At 40.6% G+C, this 22,943-nt stretch carries 19 protein-coding genes and 1 pseudogene; 14 read left to right on the forward strand and 6 right to left on the reverse strand.

The window, feature by feature from the left end:
- The first annotated feature begins 4 nt into the window (after positions 1-4).
- The 6 genes from IGI77_RS02275 to IGI77_RS02300 are packed head-to-tail and all read left to right on the forward strand — an operon-like array spanning position 5 to position 5,983.
- Complete coding sequence (locus IGI77_RS02275; RefSeq protein WP_061053696.1) at positions 5-613, forward strand: DUF624 domain-containing protein; 609 nt, start codon at positions 5-7, stop codon at positions 611-613.
- Positions 610-2,037 carry a glycoside hydrolase family 43 protein gene (locus IGI77_RS02280; protein ID WP_015508890.1) on the forward strand — a complete coding sequence of 476 codons (1,428 nt, stop codon included), beginning with the start codon at positions 610-612 and terminating at the stop codon, positions 2,035-2,037. The genes IGI77_RS02275 and IGI77_RS02280 overlap by 4 nt, the downstream gene beginning before the upstream one ends.
- Positions 2,038-2,040: 3 nt before the next feature.
- Positions 2,041-3,024, forward strand: a complete 984-nt coding sequence (locus IGI77_RS02285) for a glycoside hydrolase family 43 protein (RefSeq protein ID WP_061053697.1) — start codon at positions 2,041-2,043, stop codon at positions 3,022-3,024.
- Positions 3,025-4,470 carry an alpha-N-arabinofuranosidase gene (locus tag IGI77_RS02290; RefSeq protein WP_034857854.1) on the forward strand — a complete coding sequence of 482 codons (1,446 nt, stop codon included), beginning with the start codon at positions 3,025-3,027 and terminating at the stop codon, positions 4,468-4,470.
- Between the two features lie 4 nt (positions 4,471-4,474).
- Positions 4,475-4,741 carry a DUF6171 family protein gene (locus tag IGI77_RS02295; protein ID WP_005227303.1) on the forward strand — a complete coding sequence of 89 codons (267 nt, stop codon included), beginning with the start codon at positions 4,475-4,477 and terminating at the stop codon, positions 4,739-4,741.
- Between the two features lie 51 nt (positions 4,742-4,792).
- Positions 4,793-5,983 carry an arabinan endo-1,5-alpha-L-arabinosidase gene (locus IGI77_RS02300; protein ID WP_438769324.1) on the forward strand — a complete coding sequence of 397 codons (1,191 nt, stop codon included), beginning with the start codon at positions 4,793-4,795 and terminating at the stop codon, positions 5,981-5,983.
- Between the two features lie 66 nt (positions 5,984-6,049).
- Here the strand turns inward: IGI77_RS02300 and IGI77_RS02305 are convergent, their stop codons facing one another.
- The gene (locus tag IGI77_RS02305) at positions 6,050-7,312 is read right to left on the reverse strand and encodes an alpha-galactosidase (protein ID WP_438769326.1); all 1,263 of its coding nucleotides are present in this window, start codon (positions 7,310-7,312) and stop codon (positions 6,050-6,052) included.
- 121 nt (positions 7,313-7,433) lie between these two features.
- Here IGI77_RS02305 and IGI77_RS02310 point away from each other — a divergent pair, with 121 nt between their 5' ends.
- The 3 genes from IGI77_RS02310 (at position 7,434) to IGI77_RS02320 (ending at position 13,331) form a co-directional block, all read left to right on the forward strand.
- Complete coding sequence (locus tag IGI77_RS02310; RefSeq protein WP_081116191.1) at positions 7,434-8,333, forward strand: helix-turn-helix domain-containing protein; 900 nt, start codon at positions 7,434-7,436, stop codon at positions 8,331-8,333.
- 50 nt (positions 8,334-8,383) lie between these two features.
- The gene (locus IGI77_RS02315) at positions 8,384-10,324 is read left to right on the forward strand and encodes a glycoside hydrolase family 127 protein (RefSeq protein ID WP_438769328.1); all 1,941 of its coding nucleotides are present in this window, start codon (positions 8,384-8,386) and stop codon (positions 10,322-10,324) included.
- Positions 10,325-10,499: 175 nt separating this feature from the next.
- A complete protein-coding gene (locus IGI77_RS02320) occupies positions 10,500-13,331 on the forward strand; it encodes an endo-beta-N-acetylglucosaminidase (protein ID WP_438769330.1) in 2,832 nt (943 codons plus the stop codon).
- Positions 13,332-13,515: 184 nt separating this feature from the next.
- On the opposite strand, the pseudogene IGI77_RS02325 reads toward IGI77_RS02320, so the two are convergent.
- Positions 13,516-14,755, reverse strand: a pseudogene (locus IGI77_RS02325) (transposase); the annotation flags it as partial.
- Positions 14,756-15,057: 302 nt separating this feature from the next.
- Between IGI77_RS02325 and IGI77_RS02330 the strand changes: the two are divergent.
- From IGI77_RS02330 to IGI77_RS02350, 5 genes are all read left to right on the forward strand, one after another.
- Positions 15,058-15,225 (forward strand): enterocin 1071A family bacteriocin, encoded by a 168-nt coding sequence (locus tag IGI77_RS02330; protein WP_438769331.1) that lies wholly within the window; start codon positions 15,058-15,060, stop codon positions 15,223-15,225.
- A 45-nt stretch (positions 15,226-15,270) separates the two neighbouring features.
- A complete protein-coding gene (locus IGI77_RS02335; RefSeq protein WP_438769332.1) occupies positions 15,271-15,447 on the forward strand; it encodes a lactococcin G-beta family bacteriocin in 177 nt (58 codons plus the stop codon).
- A gap of 693 nt (positions 15,448-16,140) precedes the next feature.
- Positions 16,141-18,291 (forward strand): peptide cleavage/export ABC transporter, encoded by a 2,151-nt coding sequence (locus IGI77_RS02340; protein ID WP_438769334.1) that lies wholly within the window; start codon positions 16,141-16,143, stop codon positions 18,289-18,291.
- Positions 18,292-18,309: 18 nt separating this feature from the next.
- Positions 18,310-19,671, forward strand: coding sequence for a bacteriocin secretion accessory protein (locus IGI77_RS02345; protein WP_438769336.1), 1,362 nt, complete (start codon positions 18,310-18,312; stop codon positions 19,669-19,671).
- A 73-nt stretch (positions 19,672-19,744) separates the two neighbouring features.
- Positions 19,745-20,071, forward strand: a complete 327-nt coding sequence (locus tag IGI77_RS02350) for a hypothetical protein (RefSeq protein ID WP_438769338.1) — start codon at positions 19,745-19,747, stop codon at positions 20,069-20,071.
- Positions 20,072-20,206: 135 nt separating this feature from the next.
- On the opposite strand, the gene IGI77_RS02355 is transcribed toward IGI77_RS02350, so the two are convergent.
- From IGI77_RS02355 to IGI77_RS02370, 4 genes are all read right to left on the reverse strand, one after another.
- Positions 20,207-20,521 (reverse strand): transposase, encoded by a 315-nt coding sequence (locus IGI77_RS02355; RefSeq protein WP_438769339.1) that lies wholly within the window; start codon positions 20,519-20,521, stop codon positions 20,207-20,209.
- Positions 20,522-20,717: 196 nt separating this feature from the next.
- Positions 20,718-21,380 carry an ABC transporter permease gene (locus tag IGI77_RS02360; protein WP_005227316.1) on the reverse strand — a complete coding sequence of 221 codons (663 nt, stop codon included), beginning with the start codon at positions 21,378-21,380 and terminating at the stop codon, positions 20,718-20,720.
- A gap of 4 nt (positions 21,381-21,384) precedes the next feature.
- Entirely contained in the window at positions 21,385-22,305 is a 921-nt protein-coding gene (locus IGI77_RS02365) for an osmoprotectant ABC transporter substrate-binding protein (protein ID WP_438769341.1), read from the reverse strand.
- Positions 22,305-22,940 (reverse strand): ABC transporter permease, encoded by a 636-nt coding sequence (locus tag IGI77_RS02370; RefSeq protein WP_016609633.1) that lies wholly within the window; start codon positions 22,938-22,940, stop codon positions 22,305-22,307. The genes IGI77_RS02365 and IGI77_RS02370 overlap by 1 nt, the downstream gene beginning before the upstream one ends.
- Between the last annotated feature and the right edge of the window lie 3 nt (positions 22,941-22,943).

A 22,943-nucleotide genomic window follows, 5' to 3' on the forward strand; every position in this document is an offset into this window, starting at 1 on the left:
GTAGATGTTTCTAAAAGCAATGAACTGGCTAAATGCATTGGTACTTCTGATAGAACTAAATATTTTGTGGCTTCTAGGTATTTTAGCTGGTTTTTTTGTGGTCGGCTTTGTTCCCAGTACTGTTGCTGTCTTAACGATTCTAAATAAAGAGGATCTATTTACAGGCTATTACTCTTATATAGAAGTATTGACTTTATTTTGGAAAAACTATGTGTCAGCCATTCGCTTATACAAATGGCGGGTCTTTATATTTCCACTTATTCTAGGCATTCTCTATTTGGAATTGCTGATTGTGCAGCAAAGTGATCTAATGAGAGCATTTTTCCAATGGCCACTTTTGTTTTTGTTCAGTTATGTGATTTTAGTATTGATCAATTTATCCTTAGTCACTCGATTGAGTAAAGATAAGTGGCGGAAAAAAGCCGTTTTTTCATTGACGAGTCCATTCTTGTTACCAAAAGAATCGCTTCTTTGTCTTTTGATGGTTCTCACATTTTCAATTGTTAGCATGGCGTATCATTGGTTCTTTTTTGTCGCAATTTCAATCTTTTTGTACAGTGCCAGCAAGTGCTTGTTGTCAGGCTATAGCAAGAAAGGATTGTTAAAATCATGATCAAAAAATTTCTTTTCTCGTGTGTTCCTCTAATGGTTCTTTTATCTGGCTGTACTGCTTCTGCAGTTGAAGAAGTCTTGTCCCCTCCTGAGTTTGCCGATGTTAGTGTCCATGACCCATCGGTGATCAAAGCGGATGATACGTTTTATATTATTGGATCACATATGCAATTTGCCAAGTCTCAGGATTTGATGAAGTGGGAGCAGATATCTAATTCAGTATCTGAAGATACACTATTTGAGAATATTCGAGAAGAATTGGCAGAAGAGTTTGAGTACGCACAGACAGATACTTTATGGGCTAGTGATATCCAACAGTTTAAGAATGGAAAATACTATTTGTACTATTGTTTGTGTCAAGGAACTTCACCGCTCTCCGTAATGGGAGTGGCGGTATCTGACTCTATTGAAGGTCCTTATGAAAAAGTCGAATCTTTTCTTTATTCAGGAACCTCTCCGCAGTTTGGTGAAGCGTACAATGCAGCGATTCATCCAAATGCGATCGATCCTCATGTTTTTTATGACAATGAAGGAAAATTATGGATGGTCTATGGATCATACTCAGGTGGGATTTTTATCCTAGAAATGGATGATGAAACGGGTTTGCCTAAAGATCGCAATTCATACGGAACACATTTGATGGGCGGAAATCACAGTCGCATCGAAGCACCATACATTCAGTATAATCAAGAAAATGGCTACTATTACTTGTTCACTTCATTTGGTGGGCTAGATGCAGACGGTGGATACAACCTTCGAGTCGCGCGGTCAAAGAATCCTGATGGTCCTTATGAAGACAGCCAAGGAAATCCAATGGCTGAGGTCAAAGGGAAATTTGGAACAGTTTTTGATGACGCAAGTATTCAAGACTTCGGAACTAAAATTATGGGGAACTTCCTATATACCGAAAATACGAGCAATGAAGGGGTTGGCTATGTTTCGCCAGGTCACAACTCGACCTATTATGATGAAGAAACCAATCAATATTACTTGATTTTCCATACACGTTTTCCAAATAGCGGAGAATACCATTCTGTGAGAGTCCATCAAATGTTTTTCACAGAAGCAGGCTGGCCGGTTGTTTCTCCATTGAGATACAGCGAAGAAACGATTGCTGACTATACAAAGAATCAAGTTACGGGTGCCTATACGCTGATTTCTTTTGACAAGTTTTTAACGGATGATTTGAAAGAACCACAGGAAATTACAGTTGAAAAAAATGGCACGATCAAAGGTGATCGCACTGGAACATGGGAACTAGCAGAAAAGAATAGTCAAGAAGATTCAAGTGTGGTTATCGATGACACTGTTTATAAAGGGAAGTTTCTTTCCGGCTGGGATGAAAATCAGCAAAAGCAAGTAATGACATTTACAGGTACCTCAGAAGCAGGAGTACCATTATTTATTGTTAGGAATGAGGAGTAAGGTATGGCAAAAGCAAATGCAGAGACAATACAAAATCCAATCGTGTATGAACGAGCAGACCCTTGGGTATATTTACATTCCGATGGTTACTATTATTTTACAGGTTCAGTTCCTGGATATCAGTCGATTGAACTTAGACGAGCGAAAAGCCTCAATGAACTGGAAGATGCAGAGAGAAAGACGGTTTGGCAGGCACATGAATCGGGACCAATGAGTGAATTGATTTGGGCGCCAGAAATTCATTTTATCGCTGATAAGTGGTATATCTATTTTGCCGCGAGTGATAATGAAGAGATCAGAAATGAAAATCATCATCATCGAATGTTCGTGATCGAAAATAATTCAAGTGACCCTTTTGAAGGGGAATGGGAAGAAAAAGGACAGGTCATCACGCAATTTGAAAGTTTTAGTTTAGATGCAACGGTGTTTGAACATCAGGAGAAACTTTATTATGTTTGGGCGCAACAAGATCCAAGAATTCCAGGAAACTCTAATCTTTATCTATCAGAAATGGAAAATCCATGGACACTAAAAGGAAAGCAGCTTTTACTATCGATCCCTGAATACCCTTGGGAACAGATTGGTTTCATGGTGAATGAGGGACCAGCCGTGCTTAAGCGAAATGGTAAGATTTTTATCACTTATTCTGGCAGTGCTACAGATGAAAATTACGCTATGGGATTATTGTGGACAGACGAAAATAGTGATTTATTGAATGGATTTTCTTGGCACAAATCCCAAGAGCCAGTCTTTCAAACGTCAGAACGGAATTCTCAATATGGACCGGGGCATAACTCTTTTACAAAAGGGGCAGATGGTGAGGACATTTTAGTTTATCATGCAAGACCAGAAAAAAATCAGGCAGGCGATCCTCTGGCAAACCCGAATCGACATGCAGTTGCACAACCATTCACTTGGGATGAAAAAGGATTCCCAGTTTTTGGCGAGCCGGTCGCAAACAATAAATTAGAGATGAAGGTGAACTGATTGACGATCAACATTCAAAACACAAAATCAGGAACAACGATTAGCAAATATATCTACGGTCATTTTGCAGAGCATCTAGGCCGTTGTATCTATGAAGGATTATACGTTGGAGAAGATTCGCAGATCCCAAATAAAAATGGGATGCGGATCGATGTGGTTGAAGCACTGAAAAACATTCAAATCCCTGTGCTGCGTTGGCCAGGCGGCTGCTTCGCCGATGAATACCACTGGAAAGACGGAATTGGACCTAAAGAAAACCGCAAAACGATGGTCAACACTCACTGGGGGGGCGTGACTGAAAACAATCATTTCGGGACCCATGAATTTTTTGAATTGATCAAGCAGCTGGAATGTGACGCGTATGTCAACGGCAATGTCGGCAGCGGAACGGTGCAAGAAATGTCGGAATGGGTGGAATACATCACGATGGATGGCATTTCTCCGATGGCTGATCTTCGCAGAGAAAATGGCCATGAAGATGCGTGGGAAATGAAATTCTTTGGCGTAGGAAACGAAAACTGGGGCTGCGGCGGCAATATGCGGCCAGAGTACTATGCGGATCTGTATCGCCGCTATCAAACCTATGTCCGCCAATACGGTGACAAAAAAATCTACAAAGTTGCTGGCGGAGCGAATGTCGCAGACTATCATTGGACAGAAACGCTGATGAAAAACGCCCATTGGTTGATGGACGGTCTAAGCTTGCACTACTACGTTCATCCGCAGGGCTGGGAAGAAAAAGGGAGCGCCTTGGAATTTGATGAGGCAGAGTGGCAAGTGACCTGTGAAAAAGCAGCCTACATGGATGAATTATTGACCCGCCACAGCGCGATCATGGACCAGTATGACCCAGAACAGCGTGTGGGAATCATTGTTGATGAATGGGGCACTTGGTTCTCAGCAGAACCTGGGACGAATCCAGGCTTCTTATACCAACAAAATACGATTCGTGATGCCATGGTCGCAGCGATCACCTTGAATATTTTCCATAAACATGCCAAGCGAGTGCATATGGCAAATATCGCACAAACCGTCAACGTCCTGCAAGCGATGATTTTGACAGATGGCGAACAAATGGTGAAAACCCCAAGCTATCATGTTTTTGATTTGTACAAAGTCCATCAAGATGCTGAAACCATTGATAGCCATGGAACTAGCAGTGATACCATTACGTATACGATTTCGAAAAAAGAGGATACGATCCATCTATCGGTTTGTAATTTTGCTACCCAAGGCACGGAAGAATTAACCTTCTCCCTGGAAACAGCGATCAATGAAGTGAAAGAAGCTCGTTATATCGTGGGGGACAAAATGAACGCACACAATGATTTTGATCATCCTGAAGATGTGGTGATCCAAGACTTCACCGCTTACGATGTTAAAGAGAACAAAGTCAGCTTGCGGGTGCCAGCAATGAGTGTTCTAACGATCTCATTGACAGTCTGATCCCATGACTTGTAAAGGATGCGAAGTGAAAGATGCTGCTGCAGCAGCACAGGAAGACATTGAATCCTTGATTGCAGAACAACTTTCTTTAGAAAGCGACTTGGCTTCGCCGGAGATCGTCAGTAGGAGAATCGCTGTTTGTGAGACTTGTCCATTGCGATTGAATCATACCTGTACCAAATGCGGCTGCTTTTATCGGTTTCGCGCAAACTTAGCTAAGAAAAACTGTCCTGCAGGAATGTGGGAACAAACAGGACAGCTCGTCAAGTAGCTGTCCTGTTTTTATAAAATAGAATAAATCAATTAGGAGATGAGGGAAGACATGACAGCGATCAATGGGGTTCATGATCCTACGATTATTAAACATGAAGGTACCTTTTATTTATATTCAACGGACACACAACAGCCCAAAACGGCTGGTGTACCAATTCGTCGTTCAAAAGATTTGATCCATTGGCAATTTGAGAAACAGGCATTGTCAGAAATGCCTGAACCAGCAGTAAAATGGAGCAAAGCTCAAGGACTATGGGCACCGGAAGTTATCCGCTACAAGGACGAATTCCGTATGTATTATTCTGCTTCGACATTCGGCAGTACCACTTCTTTTATCGGCTTAGCTACAGCATCAGATCCTTTGGGCCCTTGGGAAGATCAAGGAGAGGTTGTTAAAACCAATGCAACTCTTGCACAGCATAACGCGATCGATGCCAATATTGCTTTTGACCGCTCGGGTGAGCAGTGGTTTGTCTATGGTTCTTTCTTTGGCGGAATCTATATTGCTCCATTGAACAAAGAAACTGGAAAACTTCAAGAAAAGAGCTATGGCCAACGGATTGCTTTTCGTCCGAAAACAGTTGATACTGCTATTGAAGGCCCATTTATCTATTATCATCCTGAAACCGATTATTATTATTTGTTTGTTTCTTTCGACTCCCTTAACGATTCGTATAATATCCGTGTCGCCCGAGCAAAAGAAATTACAGGGCCATATCTGGACTGGCATGGTACGGCCATGACGGATCAAGAAAAGACGCCAACCGAAGTAGGAACCAAACTGTTAGGCAGTTATCAGTTCTCAGAAGAACCAGTTGTATACGCTCCTGGTCATAACTCGATCTTTACGCAATCCAATAAAGAAAGCTTCGTTGTGCATCATGCACGGAGAAAACCATTCAGTGACCAATTCCATTTACAAATACGTAAACTCTATTGGCTGGAATCAGGCTGGCCAGTAATCTCTGCTTCAATCTATCAAGGAAGTGTTTCACGAATGCCAGAGCAGGAAACTCTGTTAGGAAAGTGGGAAATCATCCAATTTGATCATGAATCTCAAGTTATATCTTCTCAACTGCAAGAAATAACAGCATTAAAAAAAGAAGGACGAAGTTACTTGTGGGGAGAAAACGAATTTGTCCCATATTATGAGTACATCGACCAAAAAGAAAGGTTGTTTTTATCTGGAATCAATGATCAAGGCGTTGCGTTTCTTGGTCGAAAAGTGTACGAAGAATAAAAAACAAGCAGCACAATGAGTAGGTTACATTGTGCTGCTTGTAAACGTATGCTGCTGCCCTTTTTACTAAATACTGTCTTTTAATAATCTGACACCATGAGTAGGAACCTCAGCATCGGCAATTGTTTGTTCTTTTTGTTGCCATAACTCAGTGCCGCTTTTAATTGGTAGTAAAGCAGCGATCGATTTTGGGATGGTTTGCGTTTGATCAGAAACATTGAAAATGGCATAGTAGACGGCTGTGTCGCTCAACGCCTCCCAAATGATCCACTCTTGATCACGATAGAACTCTTTTTTCGTATGGATTCTTCGATACATTTCTAAGACTTCAGTATTTGTCAATAAACGTAACGTAAAGGGATCGATGTCTGGTAAAGTACCACCGAACATCAATGGAGATTGGAAGATCGTCCATAAACTCATCAATAAGTATTGCTCGTCTTCCGTAAAACGTGTCCAACTATCACCACCGCCACCATCAACTGCCCGAATGCCGATATGACCCAACGGCAGCATATCACAGTCAGGCCAGTTACCTGGACGGACGAAAGGTGCCCACTCTGCTGCTCGGTCAAACATGGTGTAAAGGGCGTCCCAATGATCCCAAAAGTCATCCGTCAAGCGCCACATATTGGCATGATTTTGAAAGAAACTACCATTTTTGAGGGCAGCTGGTCCGGGAGACAAAGAAAGGACGATCTCTCGACCCGATCGATCGATCGCACGGCGAATCGCTTTGATTTCTGCTTTATGGGCATCACCGTAAATTTTCGAATCGCCGATATCATCCACCTTTATAAAGTCAACACCCCAAGAAGCATATAATTCGAGCAAAGAATCATAATAAAGCTGTCCTTCAGGCAAGGAAACATCGACCCCATACATATCGGAATTCCAAGGGCAGATTGAATTCATAGCAATGTCCCGTGCCCGTTTATCCGTTCCTTTGATCGGCGTATTTTGATGAACTGCTTGTCGTGGAATGCCGCGCATGATATGGATACCAAACTTCAGCCCTTTTTGATGCAGATAGTCACCAAGTTTTTTGAAACCAGCGCCATCTTTTGCTGAAGGGAAACGGTTCTCAGCAGGAATCAAGCGAGAATAGTCGTCCATACACAACGGATAAAAATCATTGTACCTTGTAGACTTTGCTTCTGGTTCGCTCCATTGAATATCCACGACGACGTACTCCCAACCATAAGCTTTCAAATGCTCTGCCATAAAATCTGCATGGGCGATCACTTCTGCTTCGGTTACAGAAGCGCCATAGCAGTCCCAAGAATTCCATCCCATTGGGGGTGTTTGTGCAAAATGTAAAAAAGACATTGATTTCCTCCTAGTACGTTTTTCTTATAGTATAGTAAGCAATAAAAAAAGAGAGGGAAAGTTTTGTCTACTAGAAATAAAAAAGAAAGAAATCGTCAACGAATGAAAAAGGAGTTGATCAATGGTGTTTCCACAAGAAACAAACTATGCGAAGATTACAGCATACTATAGTGTTGCCCTTGAGCGTTTTTCCATGGATCCACATCAACACCCAGCGTGTGAGATCATGTTTGTGACCAAAGGGAAGTGTAAGATAAAGGTGCAAGATCAAGTAATTGTTCTGGAAAGAAATGATTTCGTTTTCATAAACGCGTTTGTGGAACACGCCTTACTCGTTGAAGGAGATTCCTGCACCTTACTGAATATTGAATTTCTTCTGAGTGAGACACCGTCCGGCCTTTGTGTTCGTGATGTTTTTGCATACATCAAAGGAAATGTACAATTGAATGAGCCTTACGCGAAAAGTCGCGATGTCCGCCAATTTGGACAAGCGATCAAGTCATTGCTGCAGCTGCTAATGATCGATGATACTCAAGAGCAACCGTCTGCTGAACGGCAATTTACGATCGAGCTCTTGTTTAAGCGGATGTTGATGGAATTAGCCTTTTCATTACGTACGAAAGAAACCAAACGGGGCAATTGCTATGTGAACGCTGCGGTCAACTATATTCAACAGCATTTTGATGAAGATATTCAAGTCTCCCAAATCGCAGCGGCTGTGGGGATTACGAAAGCCTACTTGCATAAACTCTTTCATGAGCAACTGGGAGTGACGGTCAACCATTTTCTCACTAGTGAGCGTCTGAAGCAGGCAGCATTTTTACTAAGCAATAGTCAGCTGCCAATCGTCGAAATTGCCGCTCAAGCAGGATTCAACAGTAGGCAGCACTTTACCAATACCTTTAAACAGAAAAAAGGCATGAGTCCTAAAGCCTACCAGCTCTTATATAAGCAAACGATCAAAGAGGAGGCAGGGCAACATATCACAGGAGATGATCCGGCCTTTTTATTAATGAAGTAAATATGAAACGAATGATCAAACATAAAAAAATAAAAGAACAGGAGAACGAAATGAAAGAATTCGCATTAAACAAGATCCAGCTCACGGACGAGTTTTGGCAAGGATACCAAGAGCTTGTTCGCAAAGAAACGATTCCTTACCAATACCAAGTCCTAAATGATGAAATCGATGTAGATGTTCAAGCAGAACGGGAAGATCCCAATTTGCCAGCTGGGAAAAGCCATGCATTGGCGAATTTTCGCATCGCTGCAGGGCAAATGGAAGGGGAACATTTTGGCTGGTTTTTCCAAGATAGTGATGTCTACAAATGGATCGAGTCGGCTGGGTATAGCTTGTTGAATACTAGCGATCCGCAATTGGAAAAGACAGTAGATGAAGTGATTGACTTAGTTGCTGCTGCGCAAGAAGCGGATGGCTACTTAAATACCTTCTTTCAATTGACCCGACCGAAGTTAAAATACCGTCAGCTGTATTTCAGTCATGAACTTTATTGTGCCGGGCATCTAGTCGAAGCGGCTATCGCTTATGATCAAGCAACAGGCAAGGATAAATTACTGACCGTGGCAGAGAAAAATATCGCCAATATTTGCACGTATTTTGGGCGGGAGCCTGGAAAAATTCAAGGTGCTGATGGCCATCAAGAGATCGAATTGGCACTGGTGCGTTTGTATGAATACACTGGTAAACAAACCTATTTGACATTAGCTGATTTCTTTCTTGAAGTACGTGGGGAAGATCCTGCCTTTTACGAAAAAGAAATCTTGAAAAACCAAGCGGATGGCTTATCAGATGAAACACCAAGGGTAGACCTCACCTATTTACAAGCCTACGATCAACCTAAAAAGCAGCATGAAGCCAAAGGTCATGCGGTACGAATGCTGTATATGGCAAGCGGTATGGCAAAAGTCGCCCAGCATACCCAAGATCAAGCATTAATCGACGCTTGCGAAGCGATTTGGGAAGACATCGCCTGTAAGAAAATGTATGTGACCGGTGGCGTCGGCTCAACCGTTCACGGGGAAGCCTTTGTCGGTCCCTATGATTTGCCAAATGATACGATGTATTGTGAAACCTGTGCAGCCATTGCATTGGTCCAATTTTCTTTTGAGCTGTTCAAACTAACCAATGAACCAAAATATTTAGCGACGATGGAACGAGCGTTGTATAATAGCGTCCTTTCTGGTGCGGCAATTGACGGCAAACACTTTTTCTACGTGAATCCTTTGGAGGTCAATCCCCAACGAGATCAAGAAAATCCTGGCAAAGGCCACGTCAAAGCTCAACGACCTGATTGGCTCGGTTGTGCGTGTTGTCCGCCCAATTTTGCACGGATGGTCGCTTCGCTGCAGCGCTTGGTTTACACTTGCGATCAAGAGAAGCTTTACGTGAATTTATTTGTAGCAAGCCGTTTAGAAGAACCTGATCAATTTACGTTTGAACAAACGGGCGGGTTTCCTTTTACAGAGGACCTCACGATTCGCTATCAAGGCATTCCAAAGACGCTCATCATCCACAAACCTAACGGACTAAGTAAGTTTCAAATCGATAGTGAACACGAATGGCAGGAGACGAACGAGGCAATCATCTTTGAGGCAGTCGAAAACGTGACGGCCAATATCCGTTTTGAACAACCATTGCAAATCTTGCGTGCGAATCCTCAAGTTATTCAAGACATCAATCAAGTCGCATTGCAACGTGGTCCCTTCGTGTATTGCATAGAAGAAGCCGACAATGGTCAAGCACTCTGGCGTTGCCGCATCGACCCACAGGCGCTGGAGGCGACCTTTTCGAAAGAGGATACGTTGTTGCCAACTACTTTACGTTTGGCGATCAAAGGCTACCAAAGCGAAGAATGGTCGGGAACAACCCTTTACGAAGAACGAGCGGAAACGGTCATACCTCGTACGTGGCAACTGATCCCATACCATTTATGGGGCAATCGGGGCATAGGCGAAATGCGCGTCTGGCTGCCGCTCGTTGGAAAGAAGTAAGAAGTAAGCAGGGCCAAAGAGCTTCCCTAAAAGGAGGCTCTTTTTTTTCTAAACTCAACCTTCTTAGATTTGTTGCATGATTTCTTTAATTTGTTCCTATATTCCGATCTTTGAAAGCGTTATCGTTTTAGTGTAGGAATGTTGGCGGATTTATGTAAAACAAGGAGGAAGAAGTGTGACAAGGAAAATCAGTAAAGTTGGCGCATCTTTGTTGGTATTAGCAGCGGCAACGGCAATCGGTGGCTGCACCCAAAGTGAGGCGAAGACAACTGGAAAAGTCGTTTACCAAGAAACAGCCAAAAGTACGTTGGAAAAAGCGATGGAAAATCAACCGGAGTCGTCTTATTGGTTCCCAGAGGATTTGTTGGCATGGTCTTTTGAAAAAGATCCAGATGCGAAATACAATACCAGCGTTGTTCCATTAGCGCAGCGGGCAGCTAAAGAGACGTTGCCGAAGATGAATGACACGCAAACGGCAGAAACCAAAGTCGTGGCGCTTTCGATCATGAATAGCAGTACGAGCGGCAATGCACCACGTGGGATCAATACCTTTGATGCCAATGTCTTTTCTTATTGGCAATACATCGATCAATTGGTTTATTGGGGCGGCTCTTCTGGCGAAGGGATCATCGTACCACCAAGTCCTGATGTGACAGATGCTGCTCATAGGAATGGCGTGCCGGTTTTAGGAACGATCTTCTTTCCACAAACTGCCCATGGTGGGAAGTTGGAATGGCTAGATACGTTTTTAGCTAAGGATGAGGATGGCAATTTTCCGATCGTAGAAAAAATGATCGAAGTTGCCAATACGTATGGCTTTGATGGCTGGTTCATCAATCAAGAAACCGATACGGCGGTCACTAGTTTTGATGATGCAGCGGAAGGTGTCGAACAATCGGGGGCTGATGGTAAAGGACTAAATGAAAGCCACGCCAAAGCGATGCAAGAATTGATCGCCCAATTCAAAGAACAAGCCGACGAGCATTTAGAGATCATGTGGTATGATTCCATGACGAGTGATGGGAAAATGGATTGGCAAAACGCTTTGACGGATAAGAACAAAGCCTATTTGGTGGATGCAGAGATGAACCCATTGGCAGATAGTATGTTCTTGAATTTCTGGTGGACCACTGACAAACTGGCGGACAAGGAGCTGTTGAAGGCCTCCAATGAAAAAGCCCGTGAAATCGGTGTCGATCCTTACGATCTTTTTGCTGGAATCGATGTACAAGAAAATGGCTATTCAACGCCTGTGCGCTGGGATCTGTTTACGGATGAAAAAGGCGTTCCTTATACCTCATTGGGCCTGTATGTACCTAGCTGGACCTATTCTTCTGCTAGTACGCCGGATGATTTCCAAAGCAAAGAGAATGCTTTTTGGGTCAATAACACGGGCGATCCTCGGGAAAGCCAGCTACCAGAAGCGACAGAGTGGCCTGGGATCTCCACCTATGCCCTGGAACAGACCGCTATCACAGAGCTGCCTTTTGTGACGAATTTTAGTCTGGGGAATGGCTACAACTATTTTATCGAGGGAGAAAAAGTGTCCAGCCGCAATTGGAACAACCGAAGTTTGCAAGCTATTTTGCCGACCTATCGTTGGGTCTTTGACCATGGAAAAGACAATGATTTGGCTGTATCAATCAATTATGCGGAGGCCTATAATGGCGGAAATGCACTGAAACTACGTGGACAGATGACAAAAGGTAGCACCAGTCACATGGCATTGTATCAGACAGCATTTCCTGTGACGAAAAAGACGAAGTTGACGACGACTGTCAAAGCAACGGTACCGACAGCTCTTGATTTGGTCGTGACTTTAGCTGATGGTTCAACACAAACGATCAAAGGAGACAAAGAGGTCGCAACAGACTGGACGACGATCACTTACTCATTGAAAGACATCAAAGGGGAAGTGACAGCGATCGGTTATGACATAACCACGAAAGATACCAGTGATGTCTATGAGTTGAATCTAGGGCAATTAACGATCGGAGATCAGAAAGCGGAGAAATTCGCTGCCGAAGCATTGACGGTTGAGGATGTGCTCTTTGATGAAGAAGAGGGCAACTATGCGGGGGTCCGTTTAACGTGGGAAGCTGCCAAGGACAAGACAGCTGCGGTTTATGAGGTCTACCAATTGAACGATGACGGCTCACGCTCTTTCTTAGCAGCTACGCCAGCAACCAACCACTATTTGAATGCCGTTGAACGACCAAAAGGGACGAAAACCAAGTTCGCGGTGGTGGCAGTGGATCGCTATGGCAATCGCGGCAAGCTATCCGATACGGTGGAGATCACTTGGCCGAACAATCAGCTGCCAAAAGCAGCCTTTACAGCCTCTAAAACCTTAGCGGCACCGGGGGAAACGATCACCTTCACGAATACCTCATCTGCGAATGCCGAAGCATTTGAATGGACGTTTGAAGGCGGCGATATCACCAGCAGTACAGAAGAAAATCCCCAAGTGACCTATTCGGAACCAGGTACCTACAAAGTCACGCTTGTTGCCAAAAACGAAGCAGGAGAGACCCCTCTGGAAATGGCGGGATTGATCACGATTTCTGCTGATGCGCCGAAAGAGTTAATGCTGCTTTCAAAAGATGCCGAAGCAACTGCTTCATCGTTTGTCAATGATGCCGAAGCACCAGCTTTTGCCCTCGATGGTGATTTGAGTACGAAGTGGTGTGCGACAGGCAATGCGCCTCATGAGTTGATGATCGATCTCGGTCGACCACAAACGGTCAGTGAAGTACGCCTCGCCCATGCGGAAGCTGGTGGAGAAGGCCCAGACATGAATACGCGGGCGTATACGGTGCTCGTAAGTGAAGACGGCAAAGACTATGAGCCAGTTTCACGAACGTTGAAAAATGAAGCGGGCAATAGCACCAATACGTTTGCCGTCAAGAAGGTGCAATATGTAAAAATCAGTATCGATAAACCAACACAAGGAGCAGACTCAGCAGCCCGAATCTATGAAGTCGAAGTATACGGAATGGATAAATAGCGAAAAAAGCTGGGAGTTAACCCTAAAAAGGAAAGCGGCTGAAGCGATGCTTTTCTGAAAAATGACCGAACCAAAAAGGGGGCGTGGCATAAGTTAACTAGTTGCGCTCTCCCACAAATAAGGAGCACTCGGAAATCATGTGATTTTTCGAGTGCTCCTTATTTTTCTATTCATTTTTGGTAGATTAAGTCCCTATTTTTGTCAATTTCATCATATTGATTGCCGTAATGAGTAAACCCGTCTTTTTTTCTGACTTTCTCTATGCCCCGAACCGTGTATCGAGTTAAGCCCAAACAAGCCTTCCTAAATCCGAAGACTGTTTCCACGTCAATCTTTCTTCGCCCATATATTTTTTGAATGTCAGGCGTTGATAAACGTTCTTTTTGTTTTTCTTTATGGTGCTCCCAAGACGGATTTACAGTGAATTTTCTTAGATTCCCCTTTGGGGTTAAGGCTTCAGGAATGAGCACTTGGTTCGCATCCGTTTTTTCTGCTTGGTATTCTCTAAAATCTCGGACAAAGCCATCCGCATCTGCTCGTTGACGGTACGCATGAAAATTGAATCCTACCCCTTTGGGGTCGATGTAAAAGTCCTCCTTAGGCTCGTAATCCCAATTCGTTACTTTCCGGTCATCGGTCTGCCATTTCTTGCTTTGTTCTTTAAACATGGTTCCATAAGGAATCAATGCAGTATGCTGGGGAAGTTCATCTTCTATATAGCGGTAATTGCTTTCTGAACCATAGCCTGCATCGGCGACCAAATAATGAGGTGCCTTTTGTGCGATTTTCATTTTTTCTAGTAATGGTTTCAGTGTTTGAGTGTCTGTTGGGTTTTAGAAGCCATCGTAGCCTAACGCAAATTGATTACAAGTAGCGATCTGCAGGTTATACGCAGGTTTAAGTTGGCCATTTTTCATGGGGGCTTCTTTTACGCGCATGAATGTCGCATCATGATCGGTTCTTAAATAACTGTTTCTATTCCCATAAATAGAAAACTGCGTTTGATGTTCCAGAAGTTTTTCTAGCTTTGCATTTAGTTTGCGTACTTGGCTTTTCAACGTTCGCAGTTGTGGTTTCGCTGGATTTGGCGAAAGACGTTTCGTTGCCTCAACTTCTTTTTCTAGTTCATCCAGACGCAGTTCCATCCGTGTTAACAGTTCATCTATCCTATCTACTGTCAAGGTCGTCCCTTCGGGAATTTGTTTCAGGGCATATGCTTCTCTTAGTTCCGTGCTCATAGTAAGCAGTTTTTCGCGATTCATTTGATTGAACCGGATCGTGTTTTTCTTCCAGACAAAGCTGTACTTATTCGCATCCGCCAAGATTTTTGTCCCGTCAATAAACAACGTATCATCAATCAGATTCCGTGCACGCAGATACTCTGTCAACTGATCTAAGCCTTTATTGGTCAACTCCTGCACATCGAAGGGGTTATTAACATAGATTTTTCGAAATTAAAAAATAAAGAAACGTATTTTGGGTAGCTACAAAAGGTATATATTACTTACTTAAGTATATGGCCTCTCGATAATAATGACATTTTGAAAAATTTCAGATACAAATAATAATTTTTGAATTAACTGAACTGAGCAATAAAAATAGAACTAGATAATTTTTAATAGTCTTTTACTTGATAACTAAGTTTGTATGTAAAAAAAAATTGACAAACCCTCTATTTATGGTAAACTTTATTTGTGTTTTATATTAATAGAATGGAGATGCTCAAGTGGAAAAATTAACTGAAAAAGAATTGAAAAAATGTGTAGGTGGATCAACTTGGTCAGATATTGGTCAAGGTATAGGGGAAAAAATAGGCTACTGGGTCTTAAAAGGTTTAGGTAATGTGAGCGATGTCAATCAAGCCGACCGAATTATCAGAAAAAAGAAACGTTAGTTTGTTGAACTGATTTTTTGTAATTATTGAAAGGGGTAGTATTATATGAAAAAAAATGTTTTTGATACAATGAAAGTAGTAGAAGATAGTGATTTACATTTAGTTATTGGTGGAAAAGGCTGGGGCTGGCTTGGGTGGGTGGAGCCAGTTGGAGAATTCTTTAAAGGTTTTATTAAAGGTGTCCAAAAACAAGGCGATAAAAATAAATGGAAAAACGTCTGATTTTTTCTTTTTTTAGAAACTACAAAAATTAACTAAAATTATTTCTTAATTTTTATTGACGTTCAATTAGATAACAAAGGCAGTTAATGTTTGTTAAGCCAGGGATGTACAAATAAAATATATCTGAATTTATAATTAAAGTTGGGTATAATAAAAGCAAGTAGCTGAATAAGCTATTTGCTTTTATTGTATTAATGAATTGAACTTTGTAACTTACTTTTTTTATCTTAAAAATTTTTTTCAAGAGGAGACTTTCTACAAATGTGAGTGTTTATTTCAATAGTTTTTATCAACTTTTTAATTTATAGACGATCAAAAAAGATGTAATAATCTGTAATGAAAGGATAGTGTTATTTTGATTAATATAGTAATTTTTTTAAATTTTTTAAGTTTTATTTATATTGTTGTAGGAGTAGATATTAGCTACCCAACTCCTTTAACTAAAAAATTATATATAGCTTTTTTTGTTAGCTTTATTTTATCAATTTTTATTAACATAATATCATACAGTGGTCCGATTACGGATTATGTTTCGAACTTTTTAGAAGTTATATGTATTTTGTGTATTGCTGTCTTATATTACCTTTTGAAAAAAGAGAAAATTTTAAACAAGCGCTCTGACTCAATGTTCCTTCTTTTTTTATTAACACAAGTGATTATAATTATTGATCAATTATATAATTGGATTGTTTTATGAAAAAAATAATATTTCAACAAGATGAAAAGGATTGTGGCGTTGCGTGTATGGCCATGATCTTAAAGTATTATAAAACTGAAATACCTATTCATAAGCTTAGAGAATTGTCTGGAACTGATTTAGATGGAACCTCTGCTTTTGGACTAAAACATGCATTTGAACAAATTGGATTTGAATCTCCCGCATTTAAAGCTGAAAAAGATGTATGGAAGGAAAAGGATTTACCATTGCCACTAATTGCGCATATTGTGGTTGAAAATAAATATATGCATTATGTAGTTGTATACAAGGTACAAGACGAGAATTTGTTCATTATGGATCCAGATCCAATGAAAGGAAATGTAAAAAAAACAATTGAGGAGTTTTCGGAAGAGTGGACAGGGATTTTACTTTTTCCCACACCCAAAGAGTCTTATGCCCCCACCAAGGAAAAAGTAGCTGGGTTAAGCTCTTTTTTTCCTATTATTTGGCGACAAAAAGGGCTTGTATTTCACATTATTTTAGCTTCTCTTTTTATTACACTTTTAGGAATTGGAAGTTCGTATTACTTTCAGGGGATTTTAGATTACTTTATTCCAAATCAAGCGAAATCTACGTTGAATATAATTTCTATGGGTTTGATTGTAAGCTATCTATTTAGCGTGCTGTTCGAATATAGTCGTAGCTATCTCTTGGTTATTTTGGGTCAACGTATGAGTATGACTGTTATGCTTCAATACTTTAAACATGTATTAACCCTACCCATGAACTTCTTTGCCACTCGAAAATCTGGTGAAATCATTTCCCGTTTTTTGGATGCCAATAAAATTATTGATGCACTTGCAAGTGCAACGCTATCTGTTTTTTTAGACATCGGTATGGTGTTACTTGTAGGGATTACTCTAGCTATACAAAACGGTACTTTATTCTTGATTACTTTATCTTCCTTGCCTTTTTATATTATCGCAATTACAGCTTTTGTTAGTAGCTATGAAAAAGCTAACCAAGAAGAAATGGCTGCTGGAGCTACATTAAATTCAAGCATAATTGAAAGTCTAAAAGGTATCGAAACGATTAAGGCGTACAGTGGTGAAGGAAAAGTATATGATCGTGTTGATCGTGAATTTATTAAACTAATGAAAAAATCTTTTCGCACTGTCACCCTTGACAATATACAGCAAGGAATAAAACAAGCCATTCAACTAATTAGTAGTGCTCTTATTCTGTGGATGGGCTCTTTTTTTGTAATGGAAGGCAGAATTAGTTTGGGACAGCTTATTACTTACAATGCCTTGTTGGTGTTTTTCACTGATCCTTTGCAAAATATAATAAATCTACAAGTGAAGATGCAAGCTGCACAAGTCGCTAATAAACGAATAAATGAAATATTTGCGATTGAACCCGAACAATTAGACTCCACTATAGACCGTGATATTTCAAATCAGGTTTTTAACAAAGATATTAATATTGATAATATTACCTTCTCTTATAATATGAAAGCTCCAACTCTAAAAAATATCACATGTACTATTCAAAGTAAAAGCAAGATAGCCCTAGTTGGTGTGAGTGGATCAGGAAAGTCTACTTTAGCTAAATTACTGGTCAATTTTTATACACCATCGGAAGGTGCTATCAGATATGGAAAAATTAGTCATGCAGACATTCCGTTTCAGCAGTTACGTGATCATGTAACTTATGTTCCACAAGAATCGTTTTTCTTTAGTGGGACAATTATTGAAAATTTAGCCTTTGGTTTACAGAAAACACCTAGTTTTGAAAAAATTATTGAAGTTTGTGATGCCGTCAAAATACGCACATTTATTGAGGAGCAACCACTACGCTACGATATGATTATTGAAGAAGGAGGAGCAAATCTTTCTGGTGGACAGCGTCAGCGGTTGGCTATTGCACGTGCATTGCTGAAAGATGCAGATGTTCTAATACTGGACGAGGCAACTAGTGGTTTAGATACTCTTTTGGAGCATGATATTCTGAACTACTTACTGAGTTTAGAAGAGAAAACCTTACTATTTATTGCCCATCATCTTCCAATAGCCAAGGCCTGTGACCAAATCTTAGTTTTACATGAGGGGCAATTAGTAGAACAAGGAACGCACGATGAGTTACGTTATAATAAAGGAGTTTATCAAGAGCTGTGGGACATCTAGGAAAGTGAGGGCAAAATTATGCAAACACAAGATTGGTTAGATCATTCTAGTATCTACAGTCAACAACATAATAAGTTTTATCGGTGGATATTGTACCCTATGATTCTTTTCTTCTGTTTAGGTGGATTGTTTTTAGTTTTTGCAAAAAAAGAAGTAGTTATCAGAGTCCCTGCAGAATTAATCCCTGAAGAAATAGAGAAGTTACAAGTGCCAGTAGAAGCAAAGATTAAAAAAAACAATCTAAAAGAGAACCTAACAGTAGAACAAGATGAAATATTGGTCGAATTTGATACAACCTCTTTAAATAATGAAAAAAAACATCTTGAATTAGCCAATTCACTAATTGAACAAGAAAAAGAAGCAGCGAAAATTTTTATAGATAGTCTTAACAATGAAGAAAATTTATTTGAATCGGAAGATAATTATGGATATAGTAATCAAATAAAAAGTTTTCTTTCCGAAAAAGAGGCTACTTTTTATTCTGCTAAACAAGGTGAGGAAAGTAATCAAAAAGAACAAGAAGTTTATAATAGAACAAAAGAACAGATAGAAAAGCAAATTATTATCCGGGAAAATGAAAAAAAAGAATGGGAGCAAGCGCGAACTGCTTGGATAAATCAACAACCTTTTGAGGGGAAAACATCAGAAATTATGTCTAATTACAATGCCTGGAAATTAGAACTAGCTGATTCTTCAATTGAGCAAAAGGAAGAATTGAAAGCGACCATAGTAACTAAAATTGATGATCAAATTGTTCAAAAAGAAAGTGAATTAGAACAATTACAACTAGAACAAGCTCAATTAATGGCTCCCGTTACCAGTGATAACGAGATTAATAGTCAAAAAGAAAAATTAAATCAGAATAAAGAGATGGCGTTAGCAACAACTAAACAAAGAGTGGTTGAATTAACTGAAACTTTTAACTCAAATGAGGCGAATCTTAAGTCTATTAACGAACAAATTGCCCAGAGTACTCTGAAAGCCCCAATAACAGGAACTATTCACCTAAATGAGTCTATTAAAGATCAGACGGAAATACAAAAAGGAATAATACTAGCAGAACTTTATCCAAAAGCCGAAGATTCTCAATTGACTTTTACTGCGTTGGTACCAGCTAATGAAAGTACCCGTATAAAAAAGGGAATGCTTGTTCATTTTAAGTTAGACAAAAAAGGGGTTTCTACAGAGACAATAGATGGAACTTTAACTGATATTTCGGAAAACAGTACAACAACAGATCAAGGTACTTTTTATACCATAAGAGGTACATTAAAATCAGTTGAAAAAATCAATACTCGTTATGGATTAGTAGGGGAACTGTCGCTTATTGTTGGGGAAAAAACCTATTGGCAACAGATAAAAGAAAATATTTTCAATTAAGAAAAATAACATATATACTTTACTTAAATCAAATATCAAGGTATATTAATTGAATAGTATTAGGAGGGATTTTTTGAAATTGATACTTTTAGGACTTACTTTGGTAAGTATTATTGCATATTTTTACTTATATACCATATACAAGGACAAACCACGATCAAATGGGTTGAAGTTGATTGGTATACTAATATTGCTTTCTTTGACTATTAAACTATTACACGCACCTACTTTTATTGTTGGAATTCCCTATATTTTTGGAACAATTGGATTCGTACCATTGATTAAGCCAGCATTTAAGGATACTTTTACTAATGATTTTGCCTTTTTAGAGGGAGTGTCATTAAGCATACTAACAGCTTCTTTTTTAGTAAATTTAGTTTTATTATTTGTTCAAATATAATTTTTGAGTAATCATTTTTATAGTTACTATCAAGTGTTCAGTAAATTTATTTCGGCTCTTTGTCAATAAGGACTGATGAGTTGTACAAAATCAAATCTGGGTCAGAATGAACCTCATTCTGACTCGGATTTTTTGTTATCTCACTTTGATTAATTGATTGATCAAAAAGATTCTAATTCTCATGTTCTCGAATGATTTAAATCCGTAGGATACTCGTTTCATTGTCTTTATGTGGGTATTCTTCGCTTCTATTTTTCCATTTTTCACTATAATTGCTTTCCCGTTTCCATCTACCACAGTAGAACCACAACTTCTACAAGCACGAGGAGTAGGCGAGAGAACAGTATCGACGAGCAACGTCTTTTTCTTCTGAAGGGTCTCGTAAGAGACCTCTGTAATCATCAAATCTTTCTCTGCTATTCTCAGCATTTTTTTGATAGAATCATTCATATAGCATATCGTCCTCTCAGTTGTTTATTTTGTGGTGATTTAATCATACTAGAGAACGATATGTTTTTTAATACCTAAAATGAAAATGGGGCTGAAGAATCAATTCTGATTCATCAGTCCCATAAATTATAGAGCCCCAAAAAAGCCGTTGCGACCAATAAATGGTCACAACGGTTTTTGCTTTTTCCAAATAAGTTTAGCGTGACGTACGGCTGGCTGGATCTAAGCGGCGTTCAATAAAGCTTAACCCAAGATCCGTAATGATCGCCATCAAGGCAGTTGGTAAAGCACCGGCTAAGATGATCGATGCACCATCCGTCGCATTGGTTCCGCGGATGATGATGTCCCCCAGTCCACCAGCACCAACGAAAGCGCCAATAGCGGTGATACCGATCGCCACGACTAAGGCGTTTCGAATCCCTGCCATGATCACCGAAACAGACAATGGCAATTCGATCATATACAATCGCTGCCAGCTAGTCATCCCCATCCCTTTGCCGACATCTAACGTATTGCGGTCGACTTGGCGCATGCCGGTATAGGTATTTTTGATGATCGGTAACAAAGAATAAAGGAAAATCGTTAAAATCACGACATTCACACCTAAGCCCATGCCGATCATTAAAATCGAGATCATCGCTAAAGATGGAATCGTCTGGATGATATTGGCGAAACGAATCACCCAATCTGCCAAACGCATTTTTTTAGAAATCAAGATCCCGATTGGAATCCCGACGATCGAGGCAAAAAGTACCCCGTAGATTGAAATCAAGAAGTGACGAATGAACTGGGCAAAAACATAGCCGCCATTTTCTTGAAAATAGAAAAGAAATTGTTGGAATAAATTCATGTCTGCCATTTCGTCACTCTCCTTCGAAGTAATTATTTTCTTCTAAGAAACGTTCGGCAACTACCGTTGGTTCTAGAAGGTCATTATCCACTTGGTAATTCAATTCTTGCATTTTTTTGGTATCGATTTTGCCTGCTAATTTGTTCAGGGCATCGCCGATTTCAGGTGTTTCTTTCAACAATTTGTCATCGACGATCGGTGCGGCATCATAAGGCGGGAAGAAGTTTAGATCATCTTCCAGCATCACGAGATCGTAACTGCCGATCCGGCCGTCGGTTGAGTACCCTAAAACGATATCCATTTTTCCGTTATCAACAGCATCGTAAACGAGACCGATCTGCATTGGTAGGATGTTTTGGAAAGAGAACCCATAGGCTTTCTGGAAGCCATCGTACCCATCGCCGACCCGTGTGATCCACGCGGTATCGACCCCTGCAACCAATTGATTCGCGACATCTTTCAAGTCACTGACTTTTTCCAATCCGTATTCTTCGGCAGTATCTTTTCTGACAAGAAAGACATACGTGTTATCAAAGCCGTAAGAAGGGAACCAAGTCTGTTGGTACCGTTGCTCAAATTCTGATTTGACTTTGTCAAAGGCGGCTTGTGGATCAGATTCTGGCTCCAACCCTAACGTCGTGGTCAAGTCAGTTCCTGTGTAGCGGGCAGCTGAGATCGACGCATCGCCATTCATCATCGCTTGGTGATTGATGGTCGTTGTTGCTAAGTTGTTAATGACGGTTGTGTTTTTATCCGTATAGTGTTCGACCATACCGGCAACCACCGCGCCAAGAATTTGGGCTTCGGAAGTGATCCCACCTGTGATCGCCACGGTATTCTCATCAGAAGTCGAGGCTAAACCGGGAAAGGAACAGCCGGACAGTAAAGCGACACTTAAGGAAAACAACAGCGCTAATTTTGAAGTTTTTTTCATTACGCATCCCCCCTTAAGGCAGCTGGTGTCAGTTTGTTTTCTAACAAACCCAGTAACCAGTCAGCTAATAAAGCAAAGATCGTCACTGGAATCGTTCCAGCAAAAATCAAAGGCGGTTGGTAATTGTTTAGTCCGCTAAAGATCAAATCACCAAGCCCACCGGCACCAATGTAAGAAGCCAAGGTAGCCCAGGCTAAAACATACACGGCCGATAAGCGGATCCCTGCCATGATCGTTGGGATCGCTAGGGGTAATTCCACACTAATGATCGACTGTAAGTTGGTCATTCCCATCCCTTTGGCAACATCGCGGTAATTCCAATCGACTTTTTTCATTCCAATGTAGGTATTTCGCAAAATCGGCAACAAGGAATAAATGAAAAGAGCGACGATAGCAGGGACTTTTCCGACACCTAAAATCGGGATCATCAATGCCAATAGCGCCAAAGAAGGCACGGTTTGCAATGCACTGGTGATGCCGATCACGACCGTTGCTGCTTTGGGGAAACGGGTCAAGATCACACCGATCGGTACAGCAACAAGAATCCCTAAGAGCAAAGCCGCAAAGGAGATATACAAATGTTCAAGACTTTTGGTGACCAATTGGCCGCCATATTCATTAAAGAAGCTTTGCATGCG

Source organism: Enterococcus sp. DIV0213h (assembly GCF_051711285.1).
Lineage (GTDB): Bacteria > Bacillota > Bacilli > Lactobacillales > Enterococcaceae > Enterococcus_D > Enterococcus_D casseliflavus.